The 14,757-nt window shown below is 75.3% G+C and carries 14 protein-coding genes; 6 read left to right on the plus strand and 8 right to left on the minus strand.

Annotation, left to right across the window (positions count from 1 at the left end):
• Nucleotides 1-13: 13 nt before the first annotated feature.
• Both ACY0MR_RS16420 and ACY0MR_RS16425 read left to right on the plus strand, forming a co-directional pair.
• The gene (locus tag ACY0MR_RS16420; RefSeq protein ID WP_473561360.1) at nucleotides 14-1,048 is read left to right on the plus strand and encodes a LuxR C-terminal-related transcriptional regulator; all 1,035 of its coding nucleotides are present in this window, start codon (nucleotides 14-16) and stop codon (nucleotides 1,046-1,048) included.
• A gap of 103 nt (nucleotides 1,049-1,151) precedes the next feature.
• Nucleotides 1,152-2,231 (plus strand): LuxR C-terminal-related transcriptional regulator, encoded by a 1,080-nt coding sequence (locus ACY0MR_RS16425; RefSeq protein ID WP_361853207.1) that lies wholly within the window; start codon nucleotides 1,152-1,154, stop codon nucleotides 2,229-2,231.
• Between the two features lie 97 nt (nucleotides 2,232-2,328).
• Here ACY0MR_RS16425 and ACY0MR_RS16430 read toward each other — a convergent pair whose 3' ends face one another.
• The 6 genes from ACY0MR_RS16430 to asnB form a co-directional block, all read right to left on the minus strand.
• Nucleotides 2,329-2,523, minus strand: coding sequence for a hypothetical protein (locus ACY0MR_RS16430; protein ID WP_361853210.1), 195 nt, complete (start codon nucleotides 2,521-2,523; stop codon nucleotides 2,329-2,331).
• A 217-nt stretch (nucleotides 2,524-2,740) separates the two neighbouring features.
• The gene (gene mshA, locus ACY0MR_RS16435) at nucleotides 2,741-4,054 is read right to left on the minus strand and encodes a D-inositol-3-phosphate glycosyltransferase (RefSeq protein ID WP_473561810.1); all 1,314 of its coding nucleotides are present in this window, start codon (nucleotides 4,052-4,054) and stop codon (nucleotides 2,741-2,743) included.
• Between the two features lie 161 nt (nucleotides 4,055-4,215).
• Entirely contained in the window at nucleotides 4,216-5,781 is a 1,566-nt protein-coding gene (locus tag ACY0MR_RS16440; protein WP_388792426.1) for a class I tRNA ligase family protein, read from the minus strand.
• Between the two features lie 180 nt (nucleotides 5,782-5,961).
• Nucleotides 5,962-6,708, minus strand: a complete 747-nt coding sequence (locus tag ACY0MR_RS16445; protein ID WP_361853216.1) for an SDR family oxidoreductase — start codon at nucleotides 6,706-6,708, stop codon at nucleotides 5,962-5,964.
• A 91-nt stretch (nucleotides 6,709-6,799) separates the two neighbouring features.
• Nucleotides 6,800-7,789 carry a PrpF domain-containing protein gene (locus tag ACY0MR_RS16450; protein ID WP_473561363.1) on the minus strand — a complete coding sequence of 330 codons (990 nt, stop codon included), beginning with the start codon at nucleotides 7,787-7,789 and terminating at the stop codon, nucleotides 6,800-6,802.
• Nucleotides 7,779-9,596 carry an asparagine synthase (glutamine-hydrolyzing) gene (asnB, locus tag ACY0MR_RS16455; RefSeq protein ID WP_388792422.1) on the minus strand — a complete coding sequence of 606 codons (1,818 nt, stop codon included), beginning with the start codon at nucleotides 9,594-9,596 and terminating at the stop codon, nucleotides 7,779-7,781. Before asnB ends, ACY0MR_RS16450 begins: the two co-directional genes overlap by 11 nt.
• A 145-nt stretch (nucleotides 9,597-9,741) precedes the next feature.
• Between asnB and ACY0MR_RS16460 the strand changes: the two genes are divergently transcribed.
• Entirely contained in the window at nucleotides 9,742-10,533 is a 792-nt protein-coding gene (locus ACY0MR_RS16460; RefSeq protein WP_361853225.1) for a PIG-L deacetylase family protein, read from the plus strand.
• A 44-nt stretch (nucleotides 10,534-10,577) separates the two neighbouring features.
• A complete protein-coding gene (locus ACY0MR_RS16465; RefSeq protein WP_361853228.1) occupies nucleotides 10,578-10,901 on the plus strand; it encodes a hypothetical protein in 324 nt (107 codons plus the stop codon).
• A gap of 32 nt (nucleotides 10,902-10,933) precedes the next feature.
• On the opposite strand, the gene ACY0MR_RS16470 is transcribed toward ACY0MR_RS16465, so the two are convergent.
• Together ACY0MR_RS16470 and ACY0MR_RS16475 are read right to left on the minus strand one after the other, a co-directional pair.
• Nucleotides 10,934-11,563 (minus strand): LysE family transporter, encoded by a 630-nt coding sequence (locus tag ACY0MR_RS16470; RefSeq protein ID WP_404079619.1) that lies wholly within the window; start codon nucleotides 11,561-11,563, stop codon nucleotides 10,934-10,936.
• Nucleotides 11,560-11,895, minus strand: coding sequence for a DUF2087 domain-containing protein (locus ACY0MR_RS16475; RefSeq protein WP_361853233.1), 336 nt, complete (start codon nucleotides 11,893-11,895; stop codon nucleotides 11,560-11,562). Before ACY0MR_RS16475 ends, ACY0MR_RS16470 begins: the two co-directional genes overlap by 4 nt.
• A gap of 351 nt (nucleotides 11,896-12,246) precedes the next feature.
• Between ACY0MR_RS16475 and ACY0MR_RS16480 the strand changes: the two genes are divergently transcribed.
• Both ACY0MR_RS16480 and ACY0MR_RS16485 read left to right on the plus strand, forming a co-directional pair.
• Entirely contained in the window at nucleotides 12,247-13,449 is a 1,203-nt protein-coding gene (locus tag ACY0MR_RS16480; protein ID WP_473561366.1) for an NAD(P)/FAD-dependent oxidoreductase, read from the plus strand.
• 220 nt (nucleotides 13,450-13,669) lie between these two features.
• Nucleotides 13,670-14,608 carry a sigma-70 family RNA polymerase sigma factor gene (locus tag ACY0MR_RS16485; RefSeq protein ID WP_404079623.1) on the plus strand — a complete coding sequence of 313 codons (939 nt, stop codon included), beginning with the start codon at nucleotides 13,670-13,672 and terminating at the stop codon, nucleotides 14,606-14,608.
• The last annotated feature ends 149 nt before the right edge of the window (nucleotides 14,609-14,757 follow it).

Raw genomic sequence — 14,757 nt, forward strand, 5'->3', positions numbered from 1 at the left:
AGTCTGCTTCGCCGTGTCCAGAAACGCCGCCGGAGCGCGTACGGCAAGCGAGCAGTCCCTCGCCCTCTACCGGGAACTCCGCGCCAGCCCCGGCGAACCCCTCGACGCGATCGCCCGCCGGCTGGACCTCACCGAAACCGAACGCGAGCGCTGCCGCGACGAGTTGGCGGGGCTGGGACTGATCGATCCGCACGCGGGCCCGGCCCCCGGAAACGCTCCCGCCGTGGTCGCCCCCGACGTCGCCCTGCTCCGGCTCCTCCAGCACGAGCGCGAACGCCTGGAGAGCCGGCTCGCCGAGACCAGCCGGGCCCACACCGCGCTGGAGACGCTGGCCGGACCGTTCCTGCGGGCCGGCACGGAGACCGGCTCCGAGGTCGAGGTGCGGATCGTCGACGACCCCGAGCGCATCCGCCGCGAACTCGCCGACCTGACACACACGGTGCGCCGCTCGGTGCACTCGATGCTGACCGGATCGGTACGACGCGAGGAGATGACCCGGGAGCTCGACCGGGACCGGGACCGGGTGGCCCGCGGCGTGCGGGTCCAGGCCATGTACAGCCAGCGGGTCGGCCAGGTCCCCGAGATGGTGCAGCACCTCGCGGAGCGGGCCGCGCTCGGCGTCGAGGTGCGGCTCTCCCCCGTCGTCCCCATGAACATGGTCCTCGCCGACGAGAACTTCGCCCTGCTCCCCACCGACCCGCGCGACCCGGAGTCCGCCGCCATCCTCGCCAGGGGGCCGGGGCTGGTCCGCTCCTACCTCGCCCTGTACGCCTACTGCTGGAACGCGGCCACCCCGTACGGCCACGCCACGCCGGCCCCGCACGACGGCGGCGGACTGACCGAGCAGCAGCGGGCCGCGCTCCGGATGCTCGCGTCCGGCATCAAGGACGAGCAGGTGGCCCGGAGCCTCGGCGTCTCCCTGCGCACCGTCAGCCGGCTCATCTCCGAGGTGATGCAGGAGCTGGGCGCGGCCAGCCGCTTCGAGGCGGGCGTGCAGGCCGCCCGGCTCGGTCTGCTCGACGGCGACCCCTACGAGCACACCCCCTAGACCGTCTCTTCCGACCGGTCTCCTGACCGGGGACCGGCGCGCGGGGGGCACGTAACCTGGCGATTCGGGAGACCGGACCACGAAGAGAAGGGGGAACCTCGCCGTGATCACGACGGATGGCTACAAGGGGGACGGCCGGGCGGACGGCCGGTCCGGCGGGGGCGCCGACGCGCAGCTGGTGGCCCTCCACCGGGAGCTGCGCCGGCGCGGCGTGTCCAACTTCCCGCAGGTCGCGAAGGAGTTAGGGATCGGGGCGGAGGAGTACGAGCGATGTCGGGCCGAACTGATCTCCCTCGGTCTGATCGTCCCCACCACCAGCACCCACGCCACGAGCGCCGACCTGCGCGACGCGCGGTGGCAGCCCGACGCGGACGCGGTCGCCTCGGTCGACCCGGAGATCGCGCTGCTGCGCATCCTGGACCGCGAACGCGCCCGGCTGCGCGAGCACCTGGCCGAGGCGGACCAGGCGTACGGCGCGCTGGAGACGCTGGCCGGCACGTTCCTCCGGCCGGGGTCGCTGACCCGCTCCGAGATCGCGGTCGAGGCGATCACCGACTACCGGCGCATCCAGCAGGCGCTGGAGGACATCATCGACGTCACGCAGGAGGCGTCGTGCTCGATGTACCCGACCGGCCCGGCCCGGCAGGTCCCCGAGCGCATCTTCGAACGCGACCGCCGCAAGCTGGCCCACGGGGTGCGGGTCCGCGCCATCTACCGCGGCCGGGACGCCGCGCGGCCGGAGGCGGCGGAGGTCCTCAACCGCCGTGCCGAGCTGGGGGTCGAGGTGCGGATCGCGCCCGACCTTCCGATGACGATGGTCATCGTCGACGAGCAGTACGCGATCGTGCCGCTGCGCCCGGAGGCGCCCGGGGAGGGCGCGATCCTGGCCCGCGGGCCGCTCCTCGTCCGTTCCTTCCTGAGCCTGTACGAGCACTGCTGGCACACGGCCTCGCCCTACGGGGACCACGTGGCGCCCGAGCGGGGCGGGGACGGCCTCTCGGAGCAGCAGCAGGCGGCGCTGCAGATGCTCGCGGCCGGGATGAAGGACGAGAAGATCGCGCGGAATCTCGGGGTCTCCCTGCGCACGGTGAGCCGCATGCTCTCGGAACTCATGCAGGAATTGGGGGCGTCGAGCCGCTTCGAGGCGGGAGTGCGGGCCGTGAGACTGGGCTGGCTGGACTGAGGAGGCGGAAAAGCCCCGCAATCGTGGCAGGTCGATTGCGGGGCTTTTCTCGCGCCCGGCCGGGGAATGGCCGGGCGGGCCGGGTGATTCGGCCGGTTCAGCCGATCGGCGGCGTGGTGGTGGGGACGGCGTGCGGCCAGTCGTCGGTCGGTCCGGCCTGCTGCTGGCCGGCCGGAGCGGAGTCGGCGGCGGTGGCCATGGCGGCGCCGCCGGCGACGGCCAGACAGGCCACCAGCGCGAGGGCGAACTGACGGACCGTCCTGCGAATTCCGGAGTTCTGCTCAGCGGACATGATTCCTCCAGGAGTTGGAATGTGAATTCCGCCTTCCGGGGGCCCGTGCCGCCGGGCGCTCCCTGAAGACATCTCCATTCTGGAGTCCGGGTGGGGGCGAATCCAGAGTTCCCCGATGCGTGGACCCGCCATGGCGTGAGTGCGTCAATAGGCCGTCGCGGGAACGGAATTACTTCATCCTGGCCGCTTCTAACTTTTGGTCGAACCAAAAGAGGTGCTAGACTGGTGCGACGGTCTTCTCGTTCCTCCAGGAGAGAGGGGCCGTCGGGGCAGGGGCGTGCCGCCGCCCCTGCCCCACCCTCCGCTCCGCGCCGGCGAGCGACGGTCGGCGCACCTCCGCCAGCGCCTCCCGGTAGACCTCGACGGTGCGCGTCGCCGAGGCCAGCCAGCTCATCCCGTGCGCGTGCCGCACCGCCGCCTCCCCCATCGCCCGCACCGTCTCCGGGTGCGCCGCGAGCAGGCCCAGCCGGCGCGCGTACTCCCCCGGTTCGTGCCCCTGCACCAGCAGGCCCGTCACCCCGTCCCGCACGGCCGTCGGCAGACCGCCCACCGCCGCAGCCAGCACCGGCGTCCCGCAGGCCTGCGCCTCCAGGGCCACCAGGCCGAACGACTCGCTGCGCGAGGGCACCACCAGGACGTCCGCCGCCCGGTACCAGTCCGCCAGCCGCTCCTGCGGTACGGGCGGGCAGGGCCGCAGCACGTCCGCCACCCCCAGCTCCTCGGCCAGCCGCCACGCCGTGCCCTCCCGGGTCGCGCCCGAATGCCCGCCGACCACGGGGACCAGCAGCCTGCGGCGCAGGCCCGGGGAGTCCGCCAGCAGCTCGGCCACCGCCCGTACGAGCACGTCCGGCCCCTTCAGCGGCTGGATGCGGCCCGCGTACAGCGGCACGAACGCGTCCGCCGGAAGCCCGAGGCGGGCCCGCGCCGCGGCCCGGCCGTCCGCCGGCCGGAAGGTCCGCAGGTCGACCCCCGGACGCACGACCTCGGTCCGCCCGGGATCCGCCCCGTACAGCGACCGCAACGCCCCCGCCTCGTCCGCCGTGTTCGCGATCAGCCGGTCCGCGGCGGCCGTCACCTGGTGTTCGCCCCGGATCCGCAGTTCCGGTTCGGGGGTGTCGCCGGCGGCCAGCGTGGCGTTCTTCACCCGGGCCAGGGTGTGGGCCGTGTGCACCAGCGGGACGCCCCACCCCACCGCGGCGATCCGGCCCGCCTGCCCGGAGAGCCAGTAGTGGGAGTGGACCAGGTCGTACCGCCGCTCCTCCTTGAGCAGGGCCAGCGAGAACGGCACCACCAGACCGGGCATGGCCTCCTTGGGCAGCGCGCGGCGGGGACCGGCGGGCAGGTGGCGGACCCGCACCCCGGGGGCGAGTGCGGCGGACGGGGCCGCCGCCTCGCCCCGGCAGCGGGTGAACAGGTCGACCTCCACGCCCTGTTCGGCCAGGGCGCGGGACAGCTCGACCATGTAGACGTTCATGCCGCCGGCGTCCCCCGTCCCAGGCTGGTGGAGCGGGGAGGTGTGGACGCTGAGCATGGCGACGCGCAGGGACACGAGGGGCTCCTGAGGGGAGGGAGGCCGCGTGCCCCTGCGCGTCGCTCGCGCGCACGGTCACGCGGCAGGGTGGGGGTCCGGACGGCCCGGAGGCCGCTGTACTGAGGTACTTAGTTGCTTAGTAGTACGGTTCGCGGGGGGGATCAGAACCCGAAGACCGGGCCCGACGGGGGCTCCAGCCGGGTCCCCGGCAGCGGGGCGGTCAGGGCCTGCCAGTCGACCGGCCGGCCGGGCTCCGCGCGGAGCGCCGCCGCCAGCCGGTCCGCGCCCTCGGGCATCACCGGCCGCGACCACGCCGACAGGGCCGAGGCCACCGCCAACTGCGCCGCCAGCGCCGGGAGGTGGCGGCAGGAGGTGCTGGGCCGGCAGCGTTCGTGCGCGTTGACGTGACCGAAGTCGGCGGCCGAGCGGACCATCTCGTCCAGGACGGCGACGGCCCGGCGCGGGTCGAAGGCGTCGGGGCCGTACGCCTCGCGCAGGTCGTCCACACCGCGGTGCAGACGCCGCTCCAGGATCTCCCAGCCCGTGCCGCCGGGCAGCGCCTGCGGCGCCAGGCCGCCGCACTCCTCCCGTACGGCGGCGAAGAGCCGGGACAGCCAGCTGTTCCAGTTCTCGTCCAGTTCGCGGCGCGCGGCCGCGAGCCGCTCCCGGTGGAAGACGGTGCGGCGGCCCAGCGGACGGGCCTGGAGGACGTGCCGGCGCAGGGTGTCGGAGCCGTACTCGGTGAGCAGGTCGAGCGCCCAGACGTTGCCCTCCTGGACGCCCTCCTCGATGACGTACGACTCGTTCACGTTGAAGTCCTGCGGCAGCTTGACGTCCTGCGCGAGCAGCAGCACCGGCAGCAGGACGGCGTGGCAGAAGGCGTGCCCGAAGCCGCAGAAGTGGATCGCGCGGCGGGGCAGCGGGCCCTTCACGTCGTAGCCGAAGAGGTGCATCGCGGCGGCCTCGAAGCAGCCGTCGATGCGGTGGTCGGGGAAGCCCTCGACGGGGACCTGGAGGCCCCACTCGGCGGGGTGGCCGACCGCGATGTCCGGCAGCCCGTCCTCGACGAGGGACTCGCACAGCGCGGCCAGGCGCGGGGGCAGCCCGGCCGTCGCCCAGTAGTCGGCGAGCGTGTCCCGGAACGGCTCCAGCGGTACGTAGAGCCGGCGGCAGCGGCGGGCCGTCGCCGGGGTGTCGCAGAGCGCGCAGCGGGCGCCGATGAGGTCGCCGCCGTCGTTGGGCCGCGCGCACTCGTGGCACATGCCGCCGTCGCTGACCGCGCCGCAGTGCGGGCAGGTGCCGGTGGCGTGCGCCCCGTACAGCCAGCGGTCGCACGGCTCGCAGTACGGCAGCAGGCGGGTGCGCGGGGCGATCACGCCCTGTGCGTAGAGCCGCCCGAAGAGGTCCTGCACCCAGCGCGCGTAGCCCTTGTCGCGGCGCGGGCGCACGATGTGGTCGAACTCCACGCCGGACCGCAGCCAGTCCGCGGTGATCGCGGCGCGGTAGCCCTCCGCGACCTCCTCGGGCTTGCGGTGGTGGCGCAGCGCGCGGACCTCGACGGAGCTCGCGTGGTCGGCGGTGCCGGTGGTGAACCGGACGGCCTCGCCCTCGGCCCGCAGATAACGGGTGAGGACGTCGGCGGCGACGTACGGACCGGCGAGGTGGCCGATGTGGAGTTCGCCGTGGGTGGCGGGAGGGGTCGCGGTGATCCAGACAGGGGTGCTCATGGGACCTCCTTGACGCTGTGGTGCGGTGGGCTTCAGCGGTCGCGTGCGGCGGGGCGCTGTCGGCGCAGGGCGGGTCAGCGGGCTCGGTCTCGTCGGGGCGGTGGGGTCGGCCGTGCCGGGTTCGGTCGAGCCGGGTTCGGTCGAGCCGGGTTCGGTCGAGCCGGGTTCGGCGGGCAGGGGTCAGCGGGGCTCGAAGTGGAAGGAGCGGATGAAGCAGTCGCGGGGCTGCTCGACCGCGTAGACGATGCACTCGAAGAGCGCCTGGGTGGTCAGCTTCTCGTCGGGCGCCGTGCCGTCCGGGTTCGAGCCGTCCCATTCCGCGAAGCGCGGGTCGGAGATCGAGAAGTCGGGCGGGAAGAGGGAGAAGACGCGGACGCCGGAGGGCCGCAGGCGGCGCGAGAGGATGTCGGCGAATCCGGCCTGCGCGCTCTTCGCCGCCCAGAAGGCCTCGTGGGCCGCGCCGGCGGTGGCCGCGGAGGCTCCCCCGGCGTCGCGGACGGCGACCATGTTGACGATGTCGGGGCGCAGCGAGCCCCGCAGCAGCGGCAGGAAGTGCTTCACCATGAGGACCGTGCCGCCCGCGGTCGACTCGATCGTCTCGACGATCTCGGCGTCGCTGGCCGCCTCCAGGTCCATGCCGTCGAGCCAGCGGGCGCCGTTGTTGACCAACAGGTCGACGCGGTCGGTGCGTTCGCCGACTCGGGCGGCGAACTCCCGGATCTCGGCGGGCTTGCTGAGGTCGCAGCCGAAGGCGTGGATGCGGTCCCGGGCCGAGCCCATGACGTCGGTGCGGGTGCGTTCGGCGGCTTCGACGGTCCGCGCCGAGACGTAGACCTCGGCGCCCAGATGCGCGAATCCGACGGCGAGCGCGCGACCGAAATAGCGGGACGCTCCGGTCACGACGACACGCAGGTTCTCGAATTTCATGTGTGCCAGCTCTCCCCACGGATACCGATGGCCGGTCCGTTTCAGCGTGGCAGAGGACGGGGGCCCCGAGCCCGGTGAGAGCGGTGCGCGTTCACGCCGTTGCGTGGACACGCCAGGGCAGCACCAGCCGTTCGAGCAGCTCGGCCCGCTTGTGGTGGACGCGGACGCGGTCCGGACCGGTGGAGACGGTCACGGTGCCCCCCGGGGTGCGGACCTCCCCGTCCACGGGCGGTACGACGGTCCCGTCGAGCGCGCCGGCGGCGGCGAGGGCGGCGGCGCCGGTGAGGGCGAGCCGGGGGTGCCAGCCGCCGACGGTGAGGGCGCGCACCGAGAGGCCCGCGGGCCCGGCGGTGAAGGCGGCGATCTTGGGGAGGGCGGAGTGGGGCGGATGGCCGAGGAGCCGGGCGGCGAGGGCGCGGAGGCCTTCGAGCCGCTCCCGCAGCCCGTCCTCGGGAAGGTGCCGGGCGTCGACGAGGACGTACGGGTTGCCGTACCGGACGAGGGAGACGGGGACGCCGTCGAGGAGGTCGACCGGGCGGCCGGTGGGGAGGGTCCCGGGGGCGGTGGGGGCGCGGAGGAAGCTGAGCGTGTACGCGCCCTGCTGCGGCTCGTGCTCGCACAGGACGGTGTCGCCGGTGGTCACGGCGCGGACGGTGACGGGGCCGGGGCGGTCGTCGGCGACGACGCAGGCGAGGAGCGAATGGCCGCATCCCGCGCGGAAGTCGAAGCCGGTGGGCAGGGCCTGGACGAAGCGGTGGTCGAGCCGGCCGGGGCCGGCGGCCCGGTACAGCGCGATCTTGCCGATCCCGGCGTAGGGCGTGCCCGCGAGGGCCCGACGCAGCCACGCGAGCTCCCCGCCGAGGGCGAGGGCGCCGCGGGGGAGGTGGTCGAGACGGAGGACGAGGGTGGGGCCGGGGGCGTCGTGGGCACGGACGAGAGCGGCGGCCGCCGTCGCGGGCGCGTGCTCGGAGGGGGCGGGGCCCGCGGGCTTGGCGGGGGCGGGGCCCGCGGGCTTGGCGGAGGTGGGGCCCGCGGGCTTGGCGGAGGTGGGGCCGTGGGGTCCCGGGAGGTCAGGCCGCACAGCCGACGGGGATGCGCATGCCCTGGACGACCTCCGTCCACAGCTCGTGGACCGCCAGGGCCCACAGCGCCTGCGCGTCGTGGTGGGAGGGGCGCTCGCCGTGGCGGGCGAGGAGCCGCTGCACGCGGTCCGCGCGGACCTTGCCGCCCAGCACCAGACGGGCCGGGGACAGCAGTTCGCGGACCGTCTCCAGGAGCGGGCCGCCCGGGGCGAGCATCGCCGAGAGCGGCAGGGTGAAGGGCTGCTTGGGCCGGCGCAGGACCGCCGGGGGCAGCAGCTCCGCCCCCGCCTCGTACAGCGCCCGCTTCCCGGTCCGGGCCGCCGTCGGCAGTGCGCGCGCGTGGGTCACGACGGCCGGCTGGCAGAAGGGCATCCGGGCCTCGACCGCCCACGCCATCGACAGGTGGTCCACCCGCCGCAGGTGGTAGGCAGGCAGCCGCCAGCGCGTCTCGAAGGCCGTCATCGCGGTGAGCCGGTCCTCGCCGACGGCCTCCGCGGAGCGCAGCTCCTGCTCGATGCGGTCGGCCGCCGACCCCTGGTCGGCGATGTGGGCGCGGTAGTCGGCGGTGTACAGGTGCTCGCGGAGCAGCCGGGGCGCGGCCGAGAGCGCGTCCGCGTACGCCCCGGCCCAGTCCGTGCCCGCCGGCGCGGCGAGCGCGGCGCGCATCCGGTCGTAGCCGCCGAAGAGTTCGTCGGCCCCGTCGCCGGTCAGCGCGACGGTGAAGCCGTTCTCGCGGACGGCGCGGAAGAGCGCGTAGGTGGACAGGGCGATCGGGTCGGCGTTGGGCTGGCCGAGGTGGCGGACGGTCCGGGTGAGGAGCGACCCGGCCTCGTCGGGGTCGACGGCGACCTCGTGGTGCACGGTGCGGGCCCTGCGGGCGACGGAACGGGCGTACGCGGCCTCGGAGTCGGGCCACCGGCCGCGGTAGGCGAGGTGGAAGGTGTGCAGCGGCGGCGCGTCGGCCTCGCGGGCGTGCTCGGCGGCGAGCGCGGTGACGAGCCCGGAGTCGAGGCCGCCGCTGGTGATGGCGCAGACCGGCATGTCGGCCTCGGCGAGCCGCCGCACCTCGTGCCGCAGGACGTCCTGGGTGTCGCCGACGGGGGCGCTCCGGTGCGGGCCTCGGCGGCGCACCACGGGTGCCGCACCGGGCCGGACGAGGGCGGTGGCGCCGGGCGGCAGGACGTCGACGCCGTCGAGTGCGGTGTGGGCGGAGAAGGACGTGCGGGTGGCGAGGACGGTGTCGAGGGAGTCCTCGCGCGGGGAGATCCGTACGCCCTCGAAGGCGAGGAGCGCGGGGATCTCGGAGGCGAACCGGGTGGACCCGTCGTACGGGTCGTGGTGGAGGTGGATCGGCTTCATGCCCATGTCGTCGACGGCGAGGACGAGTCGGGTGCTGCCGGGGCGCAGGTCGAGGACGGCGACGGCGAACATGCCGTCGAGGTGTTCGGCGAAGGCGGCTCCGTACTCGGCGTAGAGGGCGGGCAGCAGCGTGCCGTCGCAGCGGTCGGGGAAGCGGTGGCCGCGGGCGGCGAGGGTGCGGCGCAGCTCGGCGTGGTTGTAGATCTCGCCGTTGAGGACGGCGAGGACGCCGGGGAGGTGCGGCAGCCGGTAGGGCTGCCGGCCGCCGCAGGGGTCGGTGACGGCGAGCCGGTCGCAGCCGAGGGCCCAGCCGGGGCCGGTGAGCACGGCGTGCTCGTCGGGGCCGCCGTGGCGCTGGCGGGCCGACACGGCGGCGAGTTGCGCCGGGTCGGGGCGGTCGGCGCGGGCCGCCGCCCCGGCGGCGAAGGAGCCGAGAATCCTGCACACAGCGGTCACCCTCCAAGCACATCACTCAGCCGTACAACCCAATGATTTGAACCTACCAAGTTTTTGAATGGCGCGTAAGTGCCATGTCCTGTTCACGCCACCGGTTGGCCTTGCGACGCCCCCGCCGCCCCAACAGGCTGGCCACATGAGGGACATGGAGGACCACGACCGGGCCGCCGGCGACCACGGCGGCCACCACGCCGACCACGCCGTCGACCACCCCGCCCGCACCGCACCGGAGTCACTGCTCGTCGTGGCCGCGCACCCCGACGACATCGAGTTCTGCGTCAGCGGCACCGTCATGCAGTGGATCGAGCGCGGCACCCGCGTCACGTACTGCATCGTCACGGACGGCGGCGCCGGCGGTTACGACGACCGGCTCCCCCGCCAGGCCATGGCGGATCTGCGCCGCGCCGAACAGGTCCACTCGGCCAAGCTCAGCGGCGTCGCCGACGTCCGCTTCCTCGGCTACCCCGACAGCTTCGTGGAGGCCTCCGTGGAACTCCGCCGCGACCTGTGCCGGGTGATACGGGAGGTGCGGCCGCAGCGCGCGATCATCCCCTCCCCCGAGATCAACTGGGCGCGGGTCGCCGACCTCCACCCCGACCACCGCGCCGTCGGCGACGCCTGCCTGCGCGCGGTCTACCCCGAGGCCCGCAACCCCTTCGCCCACCCCTCCCTGCTGAAGGAGGAGGGCCTGGAGCCGTGGACCGTCCACGAGCTGTGGCTGATGACCGGCCCCACGCCCAACCAGTACGTGGACGTCACCCCCGTCTTCGACCGCAAGGTCGAGGCCCTGCGCATCCACACCTCCCAGACGGCCCACTTCGACGACCTCGCGGGCCTGCTCCGCACCTGGCTCGGCGAGCACGCGACGGCGGGCGGACTGCCCGCCGGACGGATGGCGGAGGCCTTCCAGATCGTGCACATCGACTGAACACGCCCCGCGCGCGGCCCGGGGAACGCCCCTACGATCGGCACATGACCTCTCGCCGCGGTTCGTCGCTCTCGCTCTGGTCGCGGGACTCGTTCCTGTCCGTCGCCTCGGTCGGGTCGACGCTGTCGATCGGCTCGGTCGGGTCGTTCCTGTCCGTCGGCTCCGTCGGCTCCGCGATGTCGGCCGCCTCGGTGGGGTCCTGGGCGAGCCTCGGTTCGCTGCTCTCGGCCCAGTCCTGCTGGTCGGTGCTCTCCTGGCGCTCCCGCCGGGGCGTGCTCGCGGCCGGAGCGGTCCTCGCGGTCGCGGGCACCGTGGCCGCGGCGGCCACGGTGCCCCGCGGGCCGTCCCGCCCGCGCCGCCTCGGGTGACCTGAGCGGCGGAGGCGCCGCCGCGCGTCCGTTCAGGGGCGGGCCACCAGCCGCACCGCGAGGACGACGATCAGCGCGCTCGACGCGAGCACCGTCGCCAGCCGCCCCCGGGGGCCGGTCAGGATCCGCCCGAGCAGCGTCCCGCCCAGGGCGAGGAGCAGCTGCCAGCTCGCCGACGCGGCCAGGGCCGCGAGGACGAAGGCGGTCCGGTCGGGGAGGGTCGCGGGCGCCGAGGGGCCCGTCGCGAGGACGAGCGCGGCGAAGTAGACCACGGTCATCGGGTTGAGGATCGTGATGCCCAGGAAGACGAGGTACGCGCGGCCCGGGCCGAGCGCCGTCCCGTCGTCGCGGGAGGCGGCTCCGCCCGTCCGGTACGCGGCGACCGCGCCGTACGCCGCCCGCACCGCGAGCACCACCAGGACCAGGGCCGAGGCCCGGCGCAGCGGGTCCGCCACCGGCGCCAGCAGCGGGACCAGCGCGGCGCCGCCGGCCACGGCGATCACGGCGTACACGCCGTCGGCCGTGGCGACGCCCAGCGCGGCGCCCGCGCCGGTCCGCCAGCCGGTACGGGCGGTCACGGCCACCAGGTACGCACCGACCGCGCCGACCGGGATCGCGATGCCGTAGCCGGCCAGCAGGCCGGCCACCACCGCGGCGGTCACGCGACGGCGGGGATCGCGCCTCCGGGGGAGCCGGGCTGCTGCTGTCGGCGGTACGCCGAGCCGTCCTTGGTCCGGGCGAGGAAGCCGCCGACCACGAGGTACCGCCGCAGGGCGGGGAAGTCCTCGTGGACGGTGAGCAGCGCCTGGTTGACCTCGGCCTCGCGGTAGTCGGTGCCGGGCGTGAAGAGGGTCTCGGCGAGGTGCGCGAGGAGCGCCTCGCGGCGGGCCGGCCGGCGCGGGATCGCCGTGAGGCGCCCGTCGGCGGAGAACAGGTCCGCGACCGGGCGGGCGGGCCGCGCGACGCCGGCCGGGCGGGAAGGATGACTGGTCATGGCGGAGAAGCCTGCCGCCCACCGCCCCACCCCGCAAAGGAATTTCCCGGCCCTGCGCCCGACCGGACCCCGACCCCGCCTGCACCGCGCCGCCCGCCCCCGCCGGCGCCGCCCCGCCGGACCCGCGCCCCGCCGGTCCCGCGCCCCCGGTCCACGAACCCGGTCCACGAACCCGGTCCACGAACCCGGTCCACGGCCCCGGGCGACGGCACCGGTCCGCGCCCCGGGCGACGGCCTCAGCGCCCGAACCGACGACGACCCATAGCTGTGACCGGCGTCACACATCCCGCCTGTCAGCAATCGTCGGGCCGTCTCGTTCAAGGGGCGCCCGAACGAGACAGGAGCATCGCCATGAAGCACCGCATCGTCGTCCTCGGAGCCGGATACGCCGGGGCCTACGCCGCCGGGAACCTGGCCCGCCGGCTCTCCCCCGCCGACACCGAGATCACCGTCGTCAACGCCTCCCCCGACTTCGTCGAGCGGATGCGGCTGCACCAGCTCGCGAGCGGCCGGGACCTCTCGGTCCGTTCCCTCGCCGACGTCTTCGCGGGGAGCGGGGTGCGGCTCCGCGTGGCCCGCGTCACCGCCGTCGACCCCGTCCGCGGAACGGTCTCGGTGACCCCGGGACCCGACGCGGACGGCGGCGAACTCGCCTACGACACCCTCCTCTACGCCCTCGGCAGCTCCGTGGACCACCACGGCGTGCCCGGCGCGGCCGAGCACGCCCACGACGTGGCCGGCCGGGACTCCGCGCTGCGGCTGCGCGAGCGGCTGGCCGCCCTGGGGGCGGGCGGCACCGTCCTGGTCGTCGGCGAGGGACTGACCGGCATCGAGACCGCCACCGAGATCGCCGAGTCCCGCCCCGACCTGTCGGTCGCCCTCGCCGCCCGCGGCGAGCTGGGCGCCTGGCTCTCCCCCAAGGCGCGCCGCCACCTGCGCCGGGCCTTCGAGCGGCTCGGCGTCACCGTGCACGAGCACACCGCGGTGGCGGCCGTCGAGCCGGCCCGGGCGGTCACCGCCGGCGGCGCGACCGTACCGGCCGACGTGACGGTGTGGACGGCCGGGTTCGCCGTGCACCCGCTCGCGGCCGCCGCGGGCCTGGAGGTCGCCGCGTCCGGGCGGATCGTCGTCGACCGCACCATGCGCTCGGTCTCGCACCCCGACGTCTACGCCGCCGGCGACTCCGTCCACGCGATCGGCGACAACGGCCGTCTCCTGCCGATGTCCTGCGCGTCGGCCGGCTTCACCACCATGCAGGCGACCGCCGCGATCATCGCGCGCCTCACGGGCGGCGAGGTCCCGACCGTCGGGCTCAAGTACCACGGCAACCACATCAGCCTCGGGCGGCGGGACGCCGTCTTCCAGATGGTGGACGAGGACGCGCGGTCGAAGGACTGGTACCTGGGCGGCCGGACGGCCGCACGGCTCAAGGCGGGCGTGCTGGCCGGCGCCGGCTGGAACATCGCCCACCCGGTGCTCGGCATGCCGAGGCGCAGGCGGCTGACGGCCACCGCGCCCTCGCCCGACCGGACCGGCATGCGGACGGCGGTCTAGCCGGTGCCGACGCTCCGCGACGTGCCCCCGGCCCGGGACGTCCCCCCGGCCCGGCGGGCCACGCGGCCCCCGGGACGTCCCGCCCGCCGGAACCGGCACGGGCGACGGACGGGACGTCCCGGGACGACGGGGGCGCCGGGGGTGTCCTGCCGGTCGCGCCGGATCAGCGAGACCCCGCGAGCCCGGCACGACCGGCAGGACACCCCCTAGGGTGTTCGCCATGGACAGCACAGCCGTCGCACGCTTCGAGGCCGGTCGGGGGCGACTGGCCGCGCTCGCCTACCGCCTGCTCGGCTCGGCCGCGGACGCCGAGGACGCCGTGCAGGACGCCTTCCTGCGCTGGCAGGCCGCGGACCGCGACCGGATCGACGTCCCGGAGGCCTGGCTGACCAAGGTCCTCACCCATCTCTGCCTCGACCGGCTCCGCTCGGCGCACACCCGCCACGAGCGCGCGGCCGGCGCCTGGCTGCCCGAGCCGCTCCTCGACGGGGACCCGATGCTCGGCCCCGCCGACACCTTCGAGCAGCGCGAGTCGGTGTCCCTGGCCGTCCTGACCCTCATGGAGCGCCTGTCGCCGGTCGAACGGGCCGTGTACGTCCTGCGCGAGGCCTTCTCGTACAGCCACGCCGAGATCGCCGGGATCCTCGACATCACCGAGTCCGCGAGCCAGCAGCACACCCACCGGGCCCGGGTCCGGGTCGCGGCCGAGCGCCGCGGCGGCGCCGCGCCGGACCCGGCGTCCGCGCGCCGGGTCGTCGAGGAGTTCCTCGCCGCCGCGGTGTCGGGGCGCACCGAGCGTCTCGTGGCGCTGCTCACCGACGACGTGACCGCGGTGTCGGACGGCGCGGGGCTGGCCAAGCGGCTGCTGCGGTTCACGACGCGCGAGCGGGTCGCCTCCTTCGTACGGGCCGGGTTCCGGCCCACCGAGGCGAAGCGGCGGCTGGCGGGCGGCTCGCCCGCGATCCACATCGCCGCGGTCAACGGCGCTCCCGCCGTCCTCGCCGTGGTCGACGGACGGGTCGTGGGCGCCGTGGTGTGCGCCGTCAGCGACGGCCGGGTCGCGTCCCTGCACGGGGTCGCGAGCCGGGACCGGCTCACCCGTCTCGACGAGGCCTGGCGCCGGAGCGGACCGGGGGTGCCGGTCATCGCCGCCTGGTGACCGCGGGGCGGCGGTGACCGGCGGGCCTACTGCCCCAACCGGTACCTGATCTTCTTGACCAGTTCGTTCAGATCGGGCTGCCGCAGCAGGCCGTAGTGGTCCACGTCCAGCTGGTGGTCCCTTCTGGGTACGGCCCCCGGCGCCGGGCG

This window comes from Streptomyces sp. JN8 (genome assembly GCF_055808075.1).

Coding starts and splice junctions, on each gene's coding strand:
- ACY0MR_RS16480 (WP_473561366.1), top strand. CDS start 12,247: ATGAAGCACCGCATCGTCGTCCTCGGAGCCGGATACGCCGGGGCCTAC.
- ACY0MR_RS16430 (WP_361853210.1), bottom strand. CDS start 2,523: ATGTCCGCTGAGCAGAACTCCGGAATTCGCAGGACGGTCCGTCAGTTC.
- ACY0MR_RS16445 (WP_361853216.1), bottom strand. CDS start 6,708: ATGAAATTCGAGAACCTGCGTGTCGTCGTGACCGGAGCGTCCCGCTAT.
- ACY0MR_RS16475 (WP_361853233.1), bottom strand. CDS start 11,895: ATGACCAGTCATCCTTCCCGCCCGGCCGGCGTCGCGCGGCCCGCCCGC.
- ACY0MR_RS16485 (WP_404079623.1), top strand. CDS start 13,670: ATGGACAGCACAGCCGTCGCACGCTTCGAGGCCGGTCGGGGGCGACTG.
- ACY0MR_RS16440 (WP_388792426.1), bottom strand. CDS start 5,781: ATGAGCACCCCTGTCTGGATCACCGCGACCCCTCCCGCCACCCACGGC.
- ACY0MR_RS16460 (WP_361853225.1), top strand. CDS start 9,742: ATGAGGGACATGGAGGACCACGACCGGGCCGCCGGCGACCACGGCGGC.
- ACY0MR_RS16465 (WP_361853228.1), top strand. CDS start 10,578: ATGACCTCTCGCCGCGGTTCGTCGCTCTCGCTCTGGTCGCGGGACTCG.
- mshA (WP_473561810.1), bottom strand. CDS start 4,054: ATGCTCAGCGTCCACACCTCCCCGCTCCACCAGCCTGGGACGGGGGAC.